At 40.0% G+C, this 15494-nt stretch carries 16 protein-coding genes and 1 pseudogene; 10 read left to right on the top strand and 7 right to left on the bottom strand.

Annotation, left to right across the window (positions count from 1 at the left end):
* Positions 1 to 3 precede the first annotated feature (3 nt).
* The 3 genes from C5469_RS02660 to C5469_RS02650 all read left to right on the top strand — a co-directional run bounded on the left by C5469_RS02660 (position 4) and on the right by C5469_RS02650 (position 2008).
* Complete coding sequence (locus tag C5469_RS02660) at positions 4 to 531, top strand: hypothetical protein (RefSeq protein ID WP_166301965.1); 528 nt, start codon at positions 4 to 6, stop codon at positions 529 to 531.
* Positions 532 to 533: 2 nt separating this feature from the next.
* A complete protein-coding gene (locus C5469_RS02655; protein ID WP_166301962.1) occupies positions 534 to 1019 on the top strand; it encodes an Hcp family type VI secretion system effector in 486 nt (161 codons plus the stop codon).
* Positions 1020 to 1852: 833 nt separating this feature from the next.
* Positions 1853 to 2008, top strand: coding sequence for a hypothetical protein (locus C5469_RS02650; RefSeq protein ID WP_166301960.1), 156 nt, complete (start codon positions 1853 to 1855; stop codon positions 2006 to 2008).
* 91 nt (positions 2009 to 2099) lie between these two features.
* Here the strand turns inward: C5469_RS02650 and hrpA are convergent.
* Positions 2100 to 5831 (bottom strand): annotated as a pseudogene (gene hrpA, locus C5469_RS02645) (ATP-dependent RNA helicase HrpA); the annotation flags it as partial.
* 299 nt (positions 5832 to 6130) lie between these two features.
* Here hrpA and C5469_RS02640 point away from each other — a divergent pair.
* Complete coding sequence (locus tag C5469_RS02640; RefSeq protein ID WP_166301957.1) at positions 6131 to 6736, top strand: FMN-dependent NADH-azoreductase; 606 nt, start codon at positions 6131 to 6133, stop codon at positions 6734 to 6736.
* Positions 6737 to 6812: 76 nt separating this feature from the next.
* On the opposite strand, the gene C5469_RS02635 is transcribed toward C5469_RS02640, so the two are convergent.
* The gene (locus C5469_RS02635; RefSeq protein WP_339413590.1) at positions 6813 to 6995 is read right to left on the bottom strand and encodes a YnbE family lipoprotein; all 183 of its coding nucleotides are present in this window, start codon (positions 6993 to 6995) and stop codon (positions 6813 to 6815) included.
* A 335-nt stretch (positions 6996 to 7330) separates the two neighbouring features.
* Here C5469_RS02635 and C5469_RS02630 point away from each other — a divergent pair, with 335 nt between their 5' ends.
* The 3 genes from C5469_RS02630 (at position 7331) to C5469_RS02620 (ending at position 9754) form a co-directional block, all read left to right on the top strand.
* Complete coding sequence (locus tag C5469_RS02630) at positions 7331 to 8335, top strand: 2-hydroxyacid dehydrogenase (RefSeq protein ID WP_166301954.1); 1005 nt, start codon at positions 7331 to 7333, stop codon at positions 8333 to 8335.
* Between the two features lie 22 nt (positions 8336 to 8357).
* Positions 8358 to 8783 (top strand): heat shock protein HslJ, encoded by a 426-nt coding sequence (gene hslJ, locus C5469_RS02625; protein WP_166301951.1) that lies wholly within the window; start codon positions 8358 to 8360, stop codon positions 8781 to 8783.
* Positions 8784 to 9133: 350 nt separating this feature from the next.
* On the top strand, positions 9134 to 9754 hold the full coding sequence (locus tag C5469_RS02620; protein ID WP_166301948.1) for a hypothetical protein: 621 nt from the start codon (positions 9134 to 9136) through the stop codon (positions 9752 to 9754).
* Between the two features lie 68 nt (positions 9755 to 9822).
* Here the strand turns inward: C5469_RS02620 and C5469_RS02615 are convergent, their stop codons facing one another.
* The 4 genes from C5469_RS02615 to C5469_RS02600 form a co-directional block, all read right to left on the bottom strand.
* Entirely contained in the window at positions 9823 to 10461 is a 639-nt protein-coding gene (locus tag C5469_RS02615) for a hypothetical protein (RefSeq protein ID WP_166301945.1), read from the bottom strand.
* A 196-nt stretch (positions 10462 to 10657) separates the two neighbouring features.
* Positions 10658 to 11092 (bottom strand): YcgN family cysteine cluster protein, encoded by a 435-nt coding sequence (locus C5469_RS02610; RefSeq protein ID WP_054476560.1) that lies wholly within the window; start codon positions 11090 to 11092, stop codon positions 10658 to 10660.
* Positions 11093 to 11116: 24 nt separating this feature from the next.
* Complete coding sequence (locus tag C5469_RS02605; RefSeq protein WP_166301942.1) at positions 11117 to 11773, bottom strand: fumarylacetoacetate hydrolase family protein; 657 nt, start codon at positions 11771 to 11773, stop codon at positions 11117 to 11119.
* A 239-nt stretch (positions 11774 to 12012) separates the two neighbouring features.
* Positions 12013 to 12285 carry a YcgL domain-containing protein gene (locus tag C5469_RS02600; protein WP_054476563.1) on the bottom strand — a complete coding sequence of 91 codons (273 nt, stop codon included), beginning with the start codon at positions 12283 to 12285 and terminating at the stop codon, positions 12013 to 12015.
* 139 nt (positions 12286 to 12424) lie between these two features.
* Between C5469_RS02600 and minC the strand changes: the two genes are divergently transcribed.
* Genes minC through minE form a run of 3 tightly spaced genes read left to right on the top strand, consistent with a single transcriptional unit; the run spans position 12425 to position 14217 of the window.
* Positions 12425 to 13108 carry a septum site-determining protein MinC gene (gene minC / locus C5469_RS02595; protein WP_166301939.1) on the top strand — a complete coding sequence of 228 codons (684 nt, stop codon included), beginning with the start codon at positions 12425 to 12427 and terminating at the stop codon, positions 13106 to 13108.
* 23 nt (positions 13109 to 13131) lie between these two features.
* Positions 13132 to 13944, top strand: a complete 813-nt coding sequence (minD, locus tag C5469_RS02590; protein WP_166301936.1) for a septum site-determining protein MinD — start codon at positions 13132 to 13134, stop codon at positions 13942 to 13944.
* A 3-nt stretch (positions 13945 to 13947) separates the two neighbouring features.
* Complete coding sequence (gene minE, locus C5469_RS02585; RefSeq protein WP_023045613.1) at positions 13948 to 14217, top strand: cell division topological specificity factor MinE; 270 nt, start codon at positions 13948 to 13950, stop codon at positions 14215 to 14217.
* 145 nt (positions 14218 to 14362) lie between these two features.
* On the opposite strand, the gene rnd is transcribed toward minE, so the two are convergent.
* Positions 14363 to 15490 (bottom strand): ribonuclease D, encoded by a 1128-nt coding sequence (gene rnd / locus C5469_RS02580; protein WP_166301933.1) that lies wholly within the window; start codon positions 15488 to 15490, stop codon positions 14363 to 14365.
* Positions 15491 to 15494: the final 4 nt, after the last annotated feature.

The raw sequence follows: 15494 nt of genomic DNA, 5'->3' as shown, positions 1-15494 counted from the left end.
CAAATGAAAAAACTGATTTTGTTTTTAATGCTGGTATCATTCTATTCACTAGCCGTAGATCGTCATATTATAGCTAAAAATCCATACCCAAATTTAACACCAGAGCAATTAACCCTACAAATAAAGCAGCAGGGTGCAAGAGCGGTAATTGCAAATATGCCAGAAGGAGACAACGGAGAATGGGATTATATAACAGACCATATTGCAAGTGGAGATATGGCATGGCTAAAAGTAGCGCCTTTACTTGCAAAAGGCAGTGACGCCGATTCATCGGAAACGTTATCAACCGCATTGGCAACCGCATTACCGAAAAACGCAAACGGAGTATTATCTATTCTTGATGATTCCAATGTTCCAATTAGCACTGATTCTGTATGTTCTCTGCCTTTTTATCAAGGAACGGAAGCTGAGTTGAATCAATATGTCGTTGACAGTATTCGTGCACTGTATAAAAACAAAGGCGGTGAAAAATGCTTACAAAAACTTATTTCTACCACTGGTAATTCAAAATCATTTTCTGAAGGAGATTAACGATGGCTATTCCTCTCTATATGTATATAAAAGACGATGGCGGATCAGATATTAAAGGTTCCGTCGATGTCTATGGTAGAGAAGGCAGTATTGAGGTTTTAGGTCTTCATCATAGTGTCAGTATCGCCAATGATGATAATACGGGAAAATTGACTGGAACGAGGAAACACCTCCCATTTATGATTGAAAAAGAAGTCGACTCGTCATCACCCTATCTTTATAAGGCATTAACCACAGGGCAAACATTAAAATCAGCAGAGTTAAAATGGTATAAAATAAATGAGCATGGGCAAGAAAAAGAGTACTTCAATACTTTCATGGAAAATGTAAAAGTGGTTAATATTGTTCCTGTTATGCTCGATATAAAGGACGCATCAAAAGAGAAATTCAATCATATGGAAATCGTTGAACTTCGCTACGAAAAAATCACCTGGAAACATAATGATGGAAATATCATTCATTCCGATAGCTGGAATGATCGAGTTTAAATCCTATAGGGCAGAAGGCCAAAAAAATGGCCTTTCCTTATTATCAGAAAGTCACTTTTTACATATCACGAAATTATATAATAATAACTTATTGATTATATTTAGTCATCATCACTATTAATATGATAATGACTATTTCTTCTATACCCTCATTGTAGTGTTCAAGTAAATATAATAGACAAAAATATCTGACTCAAAAATTTGCTATTAAAGACGCTAATAAATTCAGGCATCATAATGATACAGTTACATAAATTTTGGAGCCAACTCCCATATTACATATTAGACGAATGAAAAAATAGTGTGCCATTAGTATAATGAAAAAACGTTAAAACAACAGTGTCAGAAAATGACCAATTATCACAATCTCAAGAATAAAGTCATTGGTGGAACCGGTCAAACGAGTAGTTATGACATTGAATTCACTTTTGACGGCAAAAAACCGTAAACTTTTCGGTTAGTATTCTTTCCATTAACTGATGATGTTATTGGAGCCGAAAGAATTACAGAAATATACGATATTGATCCAAGCATCTTGTTTGCCATATCGATCATCTTCTTTGACCAGGCTTATGAGTCAATACCTATAGACGAGTTAAATGGCAGAACGCCATTTGATAAAGTAGATAAAACCGTTCATTACAATAAGAATGAACATCGCTATTTCTTTAATGTCTTAATATCATACATCCTAGATTATATTGAAGAATCTGAGGTTCATTACCTGTACTTTAGTAGCTATAGTTATTCTCACAAAAGAACCTATGAAAGACTTTTACAAAAGGTGAAATCAGGATTAATATCCGAGTATGAATATCTAAAAGGAGGAGCTTATGTTGTTAAAACGTGCTACAGCAACAAAGAAAACGACGACGCAGGCCGACTATGATCGTAACCGCGAAAGCAAAACTAACATGGTTAATACTTTCATTAAAGTTAATAAAACCAAACATGCAGAAAGCATCTGCCAACTAGAGCACACATCTTAAGTAAAAGCCACCTCTAAAAGAGGTGGCCTCCCTCTAGCTCATAAAAAAACCACATCACCGAAACCATGAACAGTCTCTGGCTTTTTTCTCATCAGGAAGCAATTTGCTCCATTGTTTGCAAAATTCGTTTATCAGAGACCGGATATGGTGTACCCAGTTGCTGGGCAAACAAACTAATCCGTAATTCTTCTATCATCCAACGAATTTCTTGTACCTCAGGTAGCTGTTTCTGGTGCAGCGATAATTTCGCTAGCCATTGCTGCCATTGTTGCTGAACATTCTCAACACACCCCATTTGCGTCCGATCCCGATGTGGGTCAACGGCCAATTTTTCCAAACGACGCTCAATGCCATGCAGATAACGCAAAATATCTGGCAAACGTTTCCAGCCATTAGAGGTAACAAAGCCTCTGAAAACCAGACCAGAAATCTGTGCTTTAATATCAGATAACGCTAGCGCCAATGAGATATCGACTCGGCCTTTAAGACGTTTGTTAATAGCAAAAACGGCAGTGAGTATCTGTTCTACCTGCTTAGCAATTTCCACAACCGTATCATTTAACTCAGCCCGAACCTTATCCTGTAACTGAATAAAAGCCTGCTCATTCCAAACTAGACCTCCATGCCCTGCCATCAATTTATCAACACCACAGGCAATGCAATCGTCGATTAAATCCAGAACTTTGCCATAAGAATTAAAATAGAGACCCAATTTGGATTTGTTAGGCAATTTCTCATGTAAGTATTTAATTGGTGAAGGAATATTTAGCAATAGCAGACGACGAGTGCCTTCCCACATAGCAACCTGTTGTTCGAGTTCAGTTTCAAACAGTTTAATACCAATACTCTCTTTTTCATCCACCAATGCCGGAAATGCTTTGACAGAATAGCCGCCACGTTTTTGCTCATACCGTTCTGGTAATTCACCGAAGCTCCAAATATGTAACCCACTCTGTTCAATACCATCATCGGCTACGGCTGAAAGTGTCTCCTGAACTTTGTCTTTCAATCGTAATTTCAGCGCAGATAAATCTTTGCCTTCTGCAATAGTCCGGTTCTTCTCTCCTACAATTCGAAACGTCATTTTAAGGTGATCAGGTACTTGTTCTAATTGCCAATCATCACGTGACACTGTCATACCAGTCATACGCCGTAATTCTTTCTCAAGACTATCCAGTAAGGTAGATTGTGGCTGAGACACTCGCTCCATAAATGCCTGAGCATAGTTTGGCGCAGGTACAAAATTACGACGAACCGGTTTCGGCAATGATTTAATCAGAGCAACAACCAAATCGTAGCGGATACCTGGTATTTGCCAGTCAAATCCATCATCGTTAATCTGATTCAGCACTGGCAGCGGAATATGAACTGTCACTCCATCGGCTTCCGTACCCGGTTCAAACTGGTAGCTTAGCCGTAATTTGAGTGCATCCTGATACCAGTAATTAGGATAATCCAATGCGCTGATTTTATCTGCGTCACCTTTGATTAACATATTTTTTTCAAAGTTGAGCAGCTCTGGCTGTTCTTTCCCTGTCTTCTGCCACCAGCGATCAAAATGGCGGGCAGAAACTACATTCTGAGGTATACGTTGATCATAGAAGCTGAACAGGGTTTCATCATCCACCAGAATGTCACGACGGCGGGATTTATGTTCCAACGCTTCAATCTCTTCACGTAATTTCAGATTCGAGCGGAAAAATGCGTGCCGGGTTTGCCAATCTCCTTCCACCAACGCATGGCGAATAAACAATTCACGGCTGAGCATTGGGTCAATTTTACTGTAATTAACCTGACGGCTAGCCACAATTGGCAGGCCATATAAAGTGACTTTTTCCTTAGCCATTACCGCGCCCTGAGATTTTTGCCAGTGCGGTTCGCTGTAATGATATTTCACCAAATGTACCGCTAACGGTTCAACCCACTCAGGCTCCACTCTGGCAGCAATACGCCCCCACAAGCGACTAGTTTCAACCAGTTCCGCCACCATTGCCCATTTTGGCGGTTTTTTAAATAAACCGGAGCCAGGGAAAATAGAAAAACGAGCATTACGTGCGCCGGTATATTCCTGTTTATCTGTATCTTTCTGGCCGATATGCGATAACAACCCGGAGAGTAACGAAACATGAATACTGCGGTAATCTGCATCCTGGCTATTTACTGGTAAACCAATTTCTTTCACTACTTGCCGTAACTGGGTATATATATCCTGCCATTCTCTGACTCTCAGATAATTAAGATAATCCTGACGACACAATTTACGAAATTGCGCAGAAGATAGCTCCTTTTGCTGCTCTTTCAGAAAATCCCATAATTTCAGGAATGCGATAAAATCGGAGTCTTTATCAGCAAATCGACGATGCTTCTCGTCGGAAGACTGCTGTTTCTCCAGCGGCCTTTCTCTTGGGTCTTGAATAGACAGCGCCGCCGTAATGACCATCATTTCACGTACACAACCATGATTACGTGCTTCCAGTACCATACGCGCCAACCGAGGATCAACGGGAAGCTGAGCCAATTGGCGCCCTATTACAGTAAGACGGTAATTACCCTGAACCGTGGTTTTCTGGTCAATAGCACCAAGTTCTTCCAGAAGCCGGACACCATCCTGAACATTACGTTTATCAGGGGGTTGCACAAACGGAAACGCGCTGACATCCCCAAGACCAATTGAAGTCATTTGTAGAATGACCGATGCCAGATTAGTACGCAGGATTTCTGGATCAGTAAATTCTGGCCGTGAAAGGAAATCATCTTCTGAATACAAGCGGATACAAATCCCGTCAGATACACGCCCGCAGCGCCCTTTCCGTTGATTCGCCGATGCCTGAGAGATTGGCTCTATCGGTAATCTCTGGACTTTCGTCCGATAACTGTAACGACTGATACGCGCATAACCGGTATCAATCACATACTTAATTCCCGGTACCGTCAAAGACGTCTCTGCCACGTTAGTTGCCAATACAATTCTCCGGCCAGCATGTGACTGAAAAATCCGGTTCTGATCACTGTTAGAAAGACGTGCAAACAACGGCAATACTTCGGTATGACGCAAATTCAGTTTATTTAAAGCATCAGCGGTATCACGGATTTCCCGTTCACCACTCATAAAGATCAGGATATCCCCAGGCTCTTCACGACCTAACTCATCAACAGCATCAATAATTGCTTCAAGCTGATCCCGTTCTCCATCATTATCATCCCCCATAACAGGCCGATAACGCACTTCTACCGGATAGGTTCGACCAGAAACTTCAATAATCGGTGCATGATTAAAATGGCGAGAAAAACGTTCAGGATCGATAGTCGCTGAAGTGATGATGACTTTCAAATCAGGACGTTTTGGCAGTAACTGACATAAATAGCCCAGAATAAAATCAATATTCAGGCTACGTTCATGCGCTTCATCAATAATCAGAGTGTCATACTGTTTAAGCAATTTGTCATTTTGCAGTTCCGCCAGCAAAATACCATCCGTCATCAGCTTAACCAATGTATTATCGCCTACATGGTCACTGAAACGAACTTTATAACCCACAGCCGAACCTACTGAGGTTTCTAATTCTTCCGCCAGACGATTAGCAACAGCACGAGCCGCCAACCGCCGGGGTTGAGTATGACCAATCAATCCTTTGATTCCCCTACCCAGTTCAAGACAGATTTTCGGGATCTGCGTTGTTTTACCTGAACCAGTTTCCCCTGCGATAATCACAACCTGATGGTCACGAATGGCCTTATAAATATCATCTTTCTTCTGGCTGACAGGCAGGTTTTCTGGATATTTGATTGTTGGACAGACAGCCTGACGATTAATGATTTTCTGAAACTCTTTCACCTTACATTGGTCCTTTGATTTCTTATTTTGCTGATTAGCCAGTGTTTATTAATGGCCCAGTTTTTATTGGCAACATAGCTCTTATTGGCAATATAGTAGCACATCCTATTTATTGGAGATAATTTCGGCGGGTACTCCTGCGAATGGATATTGGTACGGGTAAAGTTATTCAATAAATTTGAATTCTAATCTCTAAATATTGATCTGTTACCAGAAAGTAATAACTCATAGAATGACGATATCGCGATTAACAAGTGAACTATCAAAAGTTAATTTAAGGAATAAAAATGAGTAAAGTTCTGGTTCTGAAATCCAGCATTATGGCGCAACATTCACACACTAACCAAATGGCAGATTTCTTTATTGAAAAATGGCAAGCTAACCACGCTGATGACCATATCACAGTACGCGATTTGGCTGCACAACCTATCCCTATTCTGGATAACGAACTGGTTCATGCATTACGTCCAACGGGTAATGAAATGACTGCTCGTCAGAAAGAAGCTTTGGCATTATCTAACGAACTCATTACTGAGTTGCAGGATCATGACGTCATTGTTATGACTGCGCCTATGTACAACTTTAACATTCCAACCCAACTGAAAAGCTATTTTGACCTGATAGCCCGAGCGGGTGTGACTTTCCGTTATACCGAGAATGGCCCTGAAGGTCTGATAAAAGGCAAACGTGTAATCGTTCTGACCAGTCGCGGTGGTATCCATAAAGACGGCCCTAGTGATCTGTTAGTACCTTATCTGAGTCTTTTTCTGAGTTTCCTTGGTCTCACTGATATGGAATTTGTGTTTGTTGAAGGTGTAGGATTAAGTCCTGATACTGCAAATCAAGCACAACAGGCTGCCCGTGAAACTCTGGAAAAAATAGCGACCAGATAGTCATTTTTATTCATCATTCACACGTCACTTATCTATATATTGGCTGTATTTTGCGCGCCACCTGGCTGGCGCGCTTTTATTTCTTTAGCCATTGACCATTAATACCCAACACATACTCTCCGGATGCAGCTCTATTCACCCATTTTTCACCCGTCAGTTTAGCTACCTGTTCTGTAGAAATGTTATTACTGGCAGCAACTTCTTCAACCTCTCCGTCTACCTTTACATGAATTTCATGCTCAATCTTGACATTCCATATTAATATTAAGAGGGATTAAAAACCATACAATTAGTACAAGTAATGCCAACAATATCAACACGATAATAAATATTTTTCACCCTTTAATTATCAAATCATTACCTCTTCTTATTAAGCCTTAGATCGGTTACTTCTATTATTATTCCATATTTTAGCAGACACACCTTAAACTAAAACATTGATTAATAAGAAAATTATGTTGAACATATAGGAAAACAACGAGCAATACATCTATAGAGTTACTTAATTTATCGGTTTATTTAATCCTTTACGTCAGCAATAATTTAAGCCCTAAACAATTTATTAGCTACTTAAATTATAGCGGAGATAATTCCATGAAATTAGTCGTTTACAGTACCAAACAGTATGACCATAAACATCTGGAGCTGGTTAATCAAAAGCTCGGGTTTGATTATGATTTCGAGTTTTTCGATTTTCCTCTCAGTGCACAAACCGCTAAAAACGCTATTGGTGCAGATGCTGTTTGTATTTTCGTTAACGATAATGCTGACCGTGAAGTACTCAAAGAATTGGCTGAAATGAATATAAAAATCCTCGCATTGCGTTGTGCAGGTTTTAATAATGTCGATCTAGATGCAGCTGAAGAGCTGGGTATTCAGGTTGTACGGGTACCAGCCTACTCCCCCGAAGCAGTTGCCGAACATACCATTGGGTTAATTCTGTGCTTAAACCGCCGTATTCATCGAGCTTATCAACGCACCCGTGACGCCAATTTTTCTCTCGAAGGCTTAATTGGTTTCAATATGCATAACCGCACAGCGGGAATTATCGGAACCGGTAAAATTGGTATCGCAACTCTACGTATTCTAAAAGGGTTTAGTATGCGCCTGTTGGCGCATGATCCATACCCCAATCAAGCTGTTTTGGATCTCGGTGCTGAATATGTTGATCTGGATACGCTATATGCACAATCCGATGTGATATCTCTTCATTGCCCGTTGACATCAGAAAACTATCATCTGCTGAATGAACTTGCCTTCAGTAAAATGAAAAACGGCGTAATGATCGTCAATACCAGCCGCGGAGCCCTAATTGATTCCGTTGCTGCTATCAACGCATTAAAACAACAAAAAATTGGCTCTCTAGGTATGGACGTTTATGAAAATGAACGCGATCTCTTCTTTGAAGACAAATCTAATGATGTGATTCAGGATGATATTTTTCGTCGCTTGTCTTCATGTCATAACGTGCTGTTTACCGGTCATCAGGCATTTTTAACAGAAGAAGCCTTAACCAGTATCAGTGAAACTACGCTGAGAAATATCCAGCAATTAATCAACGGGGAAAACTGCCCGAATATTGTTAGTAAGTACCCGTAAAATAATATATTAGGAGATAAATATGAAAAAAATACTACCTTTGGCTACAGCAACTTTATTGTTAGCCACATTCCAAGCTTCAGCGGTAGAAAACGTGTCAGTTAATGATTTACAACATCACAGATTTGTTCTAGTAAGTGTTAATGGCGAAAGTGCGAAAAATCAAGATGGTCGCGTACCAACCCTCGAATTCGGTGAGAAAATGCATGTCTCTGGTTCCATGTGTAATAACTTTATGGGTCAGGGTAAACTGAAAAATGGTGTATTGACCGTTAAAGATCTGGCCAGCACTCAGATGCTTTGCGCTGATGATAAGTTAAACAAATGGGATTATTTGATTGGTAAGGTATTGGCCGATGGCGTTAAAGTCACACTAAAAAATCAAAAACTGACACTATCCCACGATGATAATACGCTGGTTTATAAATTAAAGGATTATGTTCAGTAATTAGAAAAATAAGTTATATGGCTAGCATTAAACGTTTTTAGGATTAGGATTAGGATTAGGATTAGGATTAGGATTAGGATTAGGATTAGGATTTTCGGGATTAATCTGAATAAGACTTTCTTTATTAAAACGTTTTTTGTTTCAGGTGCCGGGAAGTATTCTCCGGCACCGCCAAAAATTAGCATCTAAATTATACCATATTCATTTGTGAATATATTAAACCAAGATCGACAAAAATAGATATAGATAATACAGCTTATTTTTAACTTATTTCCACCAATTTAAATAAAGAATTCTACACTTTTTAAATTTAACAAATAGTTTACTAACTAAATACAAGGAAATAATCTATGTCCGATATTACACTTACTGATATCCAATTTATCGACCTAATGAATGAAATGCGTCAACACGCAAAACGTATATTAGATAATCCTAACATTAAACCATTTGTACCATCGACACCTGAACTCCAGGAATATGCAAATATGCTTGAGGAACAATATGAAAGTGTAAATATTACCGAAAATAAGGAAATAGATGGTATTGTTAATGAATTGAAAGATTCAGTGAAATCTGGTGCTAATTCAATAGCACAAGTTTCTAAAGCAAGTGTCACTGACAGCACCCAGAAATATCAAAATGCGATTACCTCTGATCCAGACAATGCAGACCAAGACTGGATCGATAACATGAATAAATCTCGTCAAAGAACCAAAGATGAGAATAACAGACAAATTGATGCAAGTTACGATAAAGCGATTACATTCGGCTTACAATATCCGGAAGCCAGAGCGGCAATACAAAGCTTTATGGAGAAAACTGGAACATTTTTTTCCAACCTGTTTGGTAGAATTTCCAGCTTTATTCTTGAGGCGGCCAGGCAACTCACTGAATGGCTAAGTAAAGCATGGGAATCAATTAAATCTTTCTTCGAGAGAATTAGTTCTTGGGTTTCCAGTGCTTTCTAATTAATTGATAATGGTTCGAGTTAGTTCGAACCATTATATTAACCTCAGATATAACATAGTACAATTAATTACTTATCAGGCAATTTGATCTTGGAAATAATCGCTAATCTATCCATATAATACTCTGCATCACCCCATAACCAACTCTGCTCTTTACCAACATCATCCTCAGTTAAGATATTTCTCAATTCACAAGTCATAACATCATAACCGTAAACATAAAGCCCAAACTGTAATGCTTCATACATTCGAGCTTGCCAAAAAGAGATATCGTCTATTATTTGGTTGACGTTTGAAGCAACTACATCATATGTTTTAATTAGATAGTGGAAAAAGATTTTAGCTGCTAAATCACTTAACGCCGCTTTATGTTTTGGTTTTTTCGTTCGCCATACAAGCGTTTGCGACGCAGGACTGCAATTAAGCACCAAATCATTCATCACAATGACTTTGTTGTAATAAACAACTTCTTTTGCATCGTCACTCAGCAACGCCAATTCAAAGTGAGGCTCATCTATATCCAAATCTAACCTGCTATCAACCCTGACCAATCGGTAGCCCGGTGGAAGAATGAGCTCATTCACATCATGCACAATATCAGTACCAGAGGAATCAAGAATACTATAAAGAGCACGGTTGAGCTCTGGCTCATTTAAACAACTGAAATCATTGGTAATTTTTTCTATGTTTTCCGAATATCTTGGCATATTTTATGCTTCCTCTAATAAACCACAGGTTTAATTACCTAATGGTAATAGTATAGATGCAATTATATACAATCAACCTTTAGTTAATTTCGATAGATACACCCCTTGGATAACTTAGCTCTGGAGCAAGATCCCAAACTGCTCCAGCCGGGGAAACATAGAAAAATAATTTATTAAATTACAGTTAATTAAACCATTATTCTGGCTTATTAATGATATGGTCTTCCCATTCCACAACATCAATTTCCCGTACTGCAATATGCCTGACAGAAATCCTTTCACTATGCATTGCTGATTTAGAACCTCTAATCAGTGGATGCCAAGGTAACAAGGACTTTCCTTCTTCAAGCAAACGATATGCACAAGTCATTGGCAACCATTCAAAAGTTGGCAAATTGTAACGAGTCAGTTTGATACAATCCGGCTCGTATCTAAAACGGTCTTCATAATTTTTACACTGACAGGTTTTTATATTGAGCTGATTACAGGCAACGTTAGTGAAATAAATCTCATCGGTATCATCATCCATCAACTTATGCAGACAACATTGTCCACATCCATCACATAATGATTCCCATTCTTCATCCGTCATCTGATCCAGAGTTTTTACCTGCCAGAAAGGCTGAGACATAACTTCTACTATTCCTTATATTATTCAAATCACTCTTGTGGTGAGTGAATTATCATTCAGAGTAACCTTCAACGTATCACCGGATGCTAGTGATCCAACACCTTCCGGTGTACCAGTGAGAATCACATCTCCTGGCCGCAAAGTGAAAAAGTGCGACATGTAGCTGATCAGAGGAATGATGGGGGTCAACATATCGTTGGTATTACCATTCTGCCGTAATTCATTATTAACTGTCAGTGAAAGCTGGGCATTTTGTGGATCACCAAAACTACTCATCCGAATAAACCCAGATATCGGGCAAGAGCCATCAAACGCTTTACTTTTTTCCCACGGCTGACCTGTTTTCTTAAATTTAGACTGCAAATCACGCAAGGTAAGATCCAATGCGACAGCAAAACCAGCAATCGCTATACCAACACGCTCCTCATTTGCTTGTTTTAACTGTGTACCAATCAGCACAGCCAGTTCAACTTCATGATGAACAACACCAAAATCTTTTGGAATTGCAATTGGCTGATGTATATCACACAGTGCAGTTTCCGGTTTAATAAAAATGACCGGCTCTTCCGGCGGCTGAAAACCCATCTCTTTAATATGTTTGGCGTAATTACTGCCAACGCAAACAACTTTATTGACTGGAAGATCCAGTAATGCGCCCTGCCAGTCTCTGTGCTGATACATACCCATTTCTCACTCTGTCTGGTTTGTCAGGTACCTCTGATTATAGCATTTGTTACACTACATCATCAGGAATAACGAGTCTGCGGCATTCAGAGGAAATTTATCCTCTATATTGCTCGATGGCCCAACCGGTACAACTCTACGTTATTTTCCCTTGAAACACCGTACCCGTTAATATTGTGGTGGTTAATAAAACCACAATGACGGTCAATTTCACCCATCAAATCCTCAGATTTTCCTTATTTTTCCATCTGGTTCAAATGTTGATTCATTAAATTTTCGACCGGAGGTGGGATTTGTAGGTAAAAACCCTGTTCAATTAACGATATTTTTACTTTTTCTATATCAGCACCTGCCAGTTTTTTCCTGTCTGCTAGGGAAATCATCATTGCATATTGAGGCCGACCAAAGCTTTTCAGTAACTCCTCAGGAACACGAGAGAAATTATCTCTTTTTTCAACATAAAGATATGTTTGCTCCCGCTTCGGGCTTCTGTAAATCACACAAATCATTATAATAAACTCTTTTAAATTAAGGCTGCGACTTGCTTGAATAATTCAGTAATTATAACATGCTTATTGTATTTCAAAATATCGCATCCCAGATGTTGTTTCTGGGGATCTCAAATTTGCTGAATCTGAGTCAGGATAGATGTCACAGTCGCCAATTGAGCTAAAAGGCAGTAATTTTACACTTTCAGTCGTTCATCTATACAATGATCAACCTGAAATTATTCTACAGGCCCTACAGGAAAAGGTGGAACAAGCACCGGATTTCCTGAAAAATGCGCCTGTTGTCATTAATATCTCCGCTCTGCCGGCAGAAGCTGATCTAAAAGCTCTGCATCATGCTATTGATTCAGCAGGATTCCGTATTGTCGGAATTAGCGGTTGCCGTGATGAAAAGCAACGCCGGGCGGCAATAAAAGCATCCTTACCGCTGTTGAATGAAGGCAAAAAACAAAAAGTTTCGGTACAGGAAAATAAACCGGCAGAACCTACGGCTAAAAAAACTCGCATAATTAATTTACCTGTTCGTTCAGGCCAGAGAATTTATGCGCAAGGAAGTGATCTTATTGTCACTAGCAATGTGAGTGCCGGTGCAGAATTGATTGCGGATGGCAATATTCATATCTATGGCATGATGCGTGGCCGAGCATTAGCCGGTGCATCCGGTGATCAGGAATGCCTGGTTTTTTGCACTCATTTAAACGCCGAGTTAGTCTCTATCGCTGGGCAATATTGGCTCGGCGATAAAATCCCAACTGAATTAGCAGGAAAAGCCGCAAAACTTAGCCTGATAAATAATGAATTAACTATCGAACCTTTAATCTAGCCCTTTTAATAAGGAATTACTTCATGGCACGCATTATTGTTGTTACATCAGGTAAAGGTGGCGTTGGCAAAACCACTTCAAGCGCGGCCATTGCTACTGGCCTTGCTCAAAGAGGTAAAAAAACCGTTGTTATCGATTTTGATATCGGTCTACGTAACCTCGATCTAATTATGGGATGTGAACGTCGCGTGGTTTATGACTTCGTAAACGTCATTCAAGGTGACGTCTCACTTAATCAAGCATTAATCAAGGATAAACGTACCGAAAATCTTTATATCTTACCTGCATCACAAACCCGCGATAAAGACGCTCTCACTTCTGAAAGGGTTGAGCAAGTTCTACTCGATCTGGATAAACAGGGTTTTGATTTTATTATCTGTGACTCCCCAGCGGGAATTGAAAGTGGTGCATTAATAGCGCTCTATTTTGCTGATGAAGCCATTATCACAACTAACCCTGAAGTCTCTTCAGTGCGTGATTCGGACCGCATTCTAGGTATTTTGGCCTCTAAATCACGACGGGCTGAACGCGGTGAAGATCCAATTAAAGAGCATCTATTACTGACTCGTTATAATCCAGGACGTGTAAGCCGTGGTGATATGCTCAGTATGGAAGACGTTCTGGAGATTTTATGCATTCCTTTAATTGGTGTTATTCCTGAAGATCAATCTGTGCTGCGTTCATCCAACCAAGGAGAACCTGTCATTCTGGATACAGAATCCGATGCAGGAAAAGCGTATGCAGATACTGTTGAACGTTTACTGGGCGAAGAGCATCCTTTTCGTTTCATTGAAGAAGAGAAAAAAGGCTTCTTAAAACGCCTGTTTGGGGGGTAAAACATGGCCTTACTAGATTTTTTTCTGTCGAGGAAAAAGACGACAGCAAACATCGCTAAAGAGCGACTGCAAATCATCGTGGCAGAACGTCGCCGCGGTGATTCTGAACCAGCCTATCTGCCTGATATGAAACGGGATATTCTGGCTGTAATATGTAAATATATACAAGTAGATCCTGAAATGCTCTCTGTACAATTTGAGCAGAAAGGTGATGACATCTCCGTACTGGAGCTTAATATAACATTACCTGAAACAGAAGAAGCTCAGAAATAACGTGGGTGAACAAGGTTGTTTTATCATTATAACCATGCTGATTATGTAACAGCCTGAGATGGGGTAACCCTAAGTGAGAACCCCAACCCACACGCTTTAGCCTGATATTGAGCAGGCTAAAGCAGTCACTCTCATTCGATGCGAGTTAATTAGAATAGTTCGCCAAAATCTCTGTGACTGGCCCAGCTAGCAATTCTCCCCGCCATCCACTGAGCAATTCAGGTTTGCCATTTAATTGTTTCAATTTCCAGTGAGCGCTGAGTAACTGATTAATCTGACGACGAGACGCCAGTAATTCTGAATTAAATTTATGTTGTTCACTTACCTGATTGATCAGTGCCTTAATATCCTTAAATGCTGTGCGATAACCAGGTTGATCAATCAAGTTTGTCACTGGTGGGGGACATTCGCATTCTGGAATATTTCCACTTTCAATCACCATTGCCAACAGACGACGACCATGACAACGAATCTCTTGCCCACTTAACCCCAGTGCATCCAACTCACCCAAAGAGGTTGGCATATAACGCGCTACCTGCCATAAGTTTTCTTCACGAATAACAAAATTCACAGCCAAATTACGCTCTCTGGCCTGATTCAAACGCCATGCCGCCAGCTTTTTCAAACACGCAAGCTGTTGGGGACGTAATTGACAGATGTTACCTATCTGTTTATAAGCACATTCTGGCGCTAATATCTCTCCGCGGCGCCGGCTGATAAGCTGACATTCCCCAATTGCGGCTTCCATATATCCGGCCTGTGTCGTCGTAGCCATCAAGATATCAGCCAAAGGCAGTAGATAATAAACATCTGCCGCCGCATATTCGCACTGCTTTTCACTTAATGGACGAGCAAGCCAATCAGTACGGGATTCACTTTTATCCAGTTCGACATGGATATATTCAGCCACCAACGCGGCAAAACCACATGAAAGAGGATGCCCGGTAAAAGCGGCAAGGACTTGAGTATCTATCATCGGCTCCGGCAGACATTGAAAAGCATTCAGAAAGACTTCCAAATCTTCACTACCAGCGTGCAGAAACTTCAATATCTGAGGATTGGTAATTAATTCACGAAAAGGTTGCCAGTTGGTGATATTAAGTGGATCTATCAGAGACAGTTGTTCGCCATCATACAGTTGTATCAAACCTAATTGCGGGTAATACGTCCGTGTGCGTACAAATTCAGTATCCAATGCTATTTTTGAGTGTTCTTTTGCTCTTTCGCAGACTTGTTGCAACTGAGCATCTGTGGTGATCAACTGATAATTCAAAACA

It is taken from the genome of Photorhabdus cinerea, assembly GCF_011189575.1.
Classification (GTDB): Bacteria; Pseudomonadota; Gammaproteobacteria; order Enterobacterales; family Enterobacteriaceae; genus Photorhabdus; species Photorhabdus cinerea.
The sequence above is the reverse complement of the archived record's forward strand: the minus strand, read 5'-3'. Positions and strand labels throughout refer to the sequence as shown.

What these genes read in the sequence shown, in the direction of transcription:
- C5469_RS02660 (WP_166301965.1), top strand. Translation starts at nt 4, where the DNA reads ATGAAAAAACTGATTTTGTTTTTAATGCTGGTATCATTCTATTCACTA.
- C5469_RS02655 (WP_166301962.1), top strand. Translation starts at nt 534, where the DNA reads ATGGCTATTCCTCTCTATATGTATATAAAAGACGATGGCGGATCAGAT.
- C5469_RS02650 (WP_166301960.1), top strand. Translation starts at nt 1,853, where the DNA reads ATGTTGTTAAAACGTGCTACAGCAACAAAGAAAACGACGACGCAGGCC.
- C5469_RS02640 (WP_166301957.1), top strand. Translation starts at nt 6,131, where the DNA reads ATGAGTAAAGTTCTGGTTCTGAAATCCAGCATTATGGCGCAACATTCA.
- C5469_RS02630 (WP_166301954.1), top strand. Translation starts at nt 7,331, where the DNA reads ATGAAATTAGTCGTTTACAGTACCAAACAGTATGACCATAAACATCTG.
- hslJ (WP_166301951.1), top strand. Translation starts at nt 8,358, where the DNA reads ATGAAAAAAATACTACCTTTGGCTACAGCAACTTTATTGTTAGCCACA.
- C5469_RS02620 (WP_166301948.1), top strand. Translation starts at nt 9,134, where the DNA reads ATGTCCGATATTACACTTACTGATATCCAATTTATCGACCTAATGAAT.
- C5469_RS02615 (WP_166301945.1), bottom strand. Translation starts at nt 10,461, where the DNA reads ATGCCAAGATATTCGGAAAACATAGAAAAAATTACCAATGATTTCAGT.
- C5469_RS02610 (WP_054476560.1), bottom strand. Translation starts at nt 11,092, where the DNA reads ATGTCTCAGCCTTTCTGGCAGGTAAAAACTCTGGATCAGATGACGGAT.
- C5469_RS02605 (WP_166301942.1), bottom strand. Translation starts at nt 11,773, where the DNA reads ATGTATCAGCACAGAGACTGGCAGGGCGCATTACTGGATCTTCCAGTC.
- C5469_RS02600 (WP_054476563.1), bottom strand. Translation starts at nt 12,285, where the DNA reads ATGATTTGTGTGATTTACAGAAGCCCGAAGCGGGAGCAAACATATCTT.
- minC (WP_166301939.1), top strand. Translation starts at nt 12,425, where the DNA reads ATGTCACAGTCGCCAATTGAGCTAAAAGGCAGTAATTTTACACTTTCA.
- minD (WP_166301936.1), top strand. Translation starts at nt 13,132, where the DNA reads ATGGCACGCATTATTGTTGTTACATCAGGTAAAGGTGGCGTTGGCAAA.
- minE (WP_023045613.1), top strand. Translation starts at nt 13,948, where the DNA reads ATGGCCTTACTAGATTTTTTTCTGTCGAGGAAAAAGACGACAGCAAAC.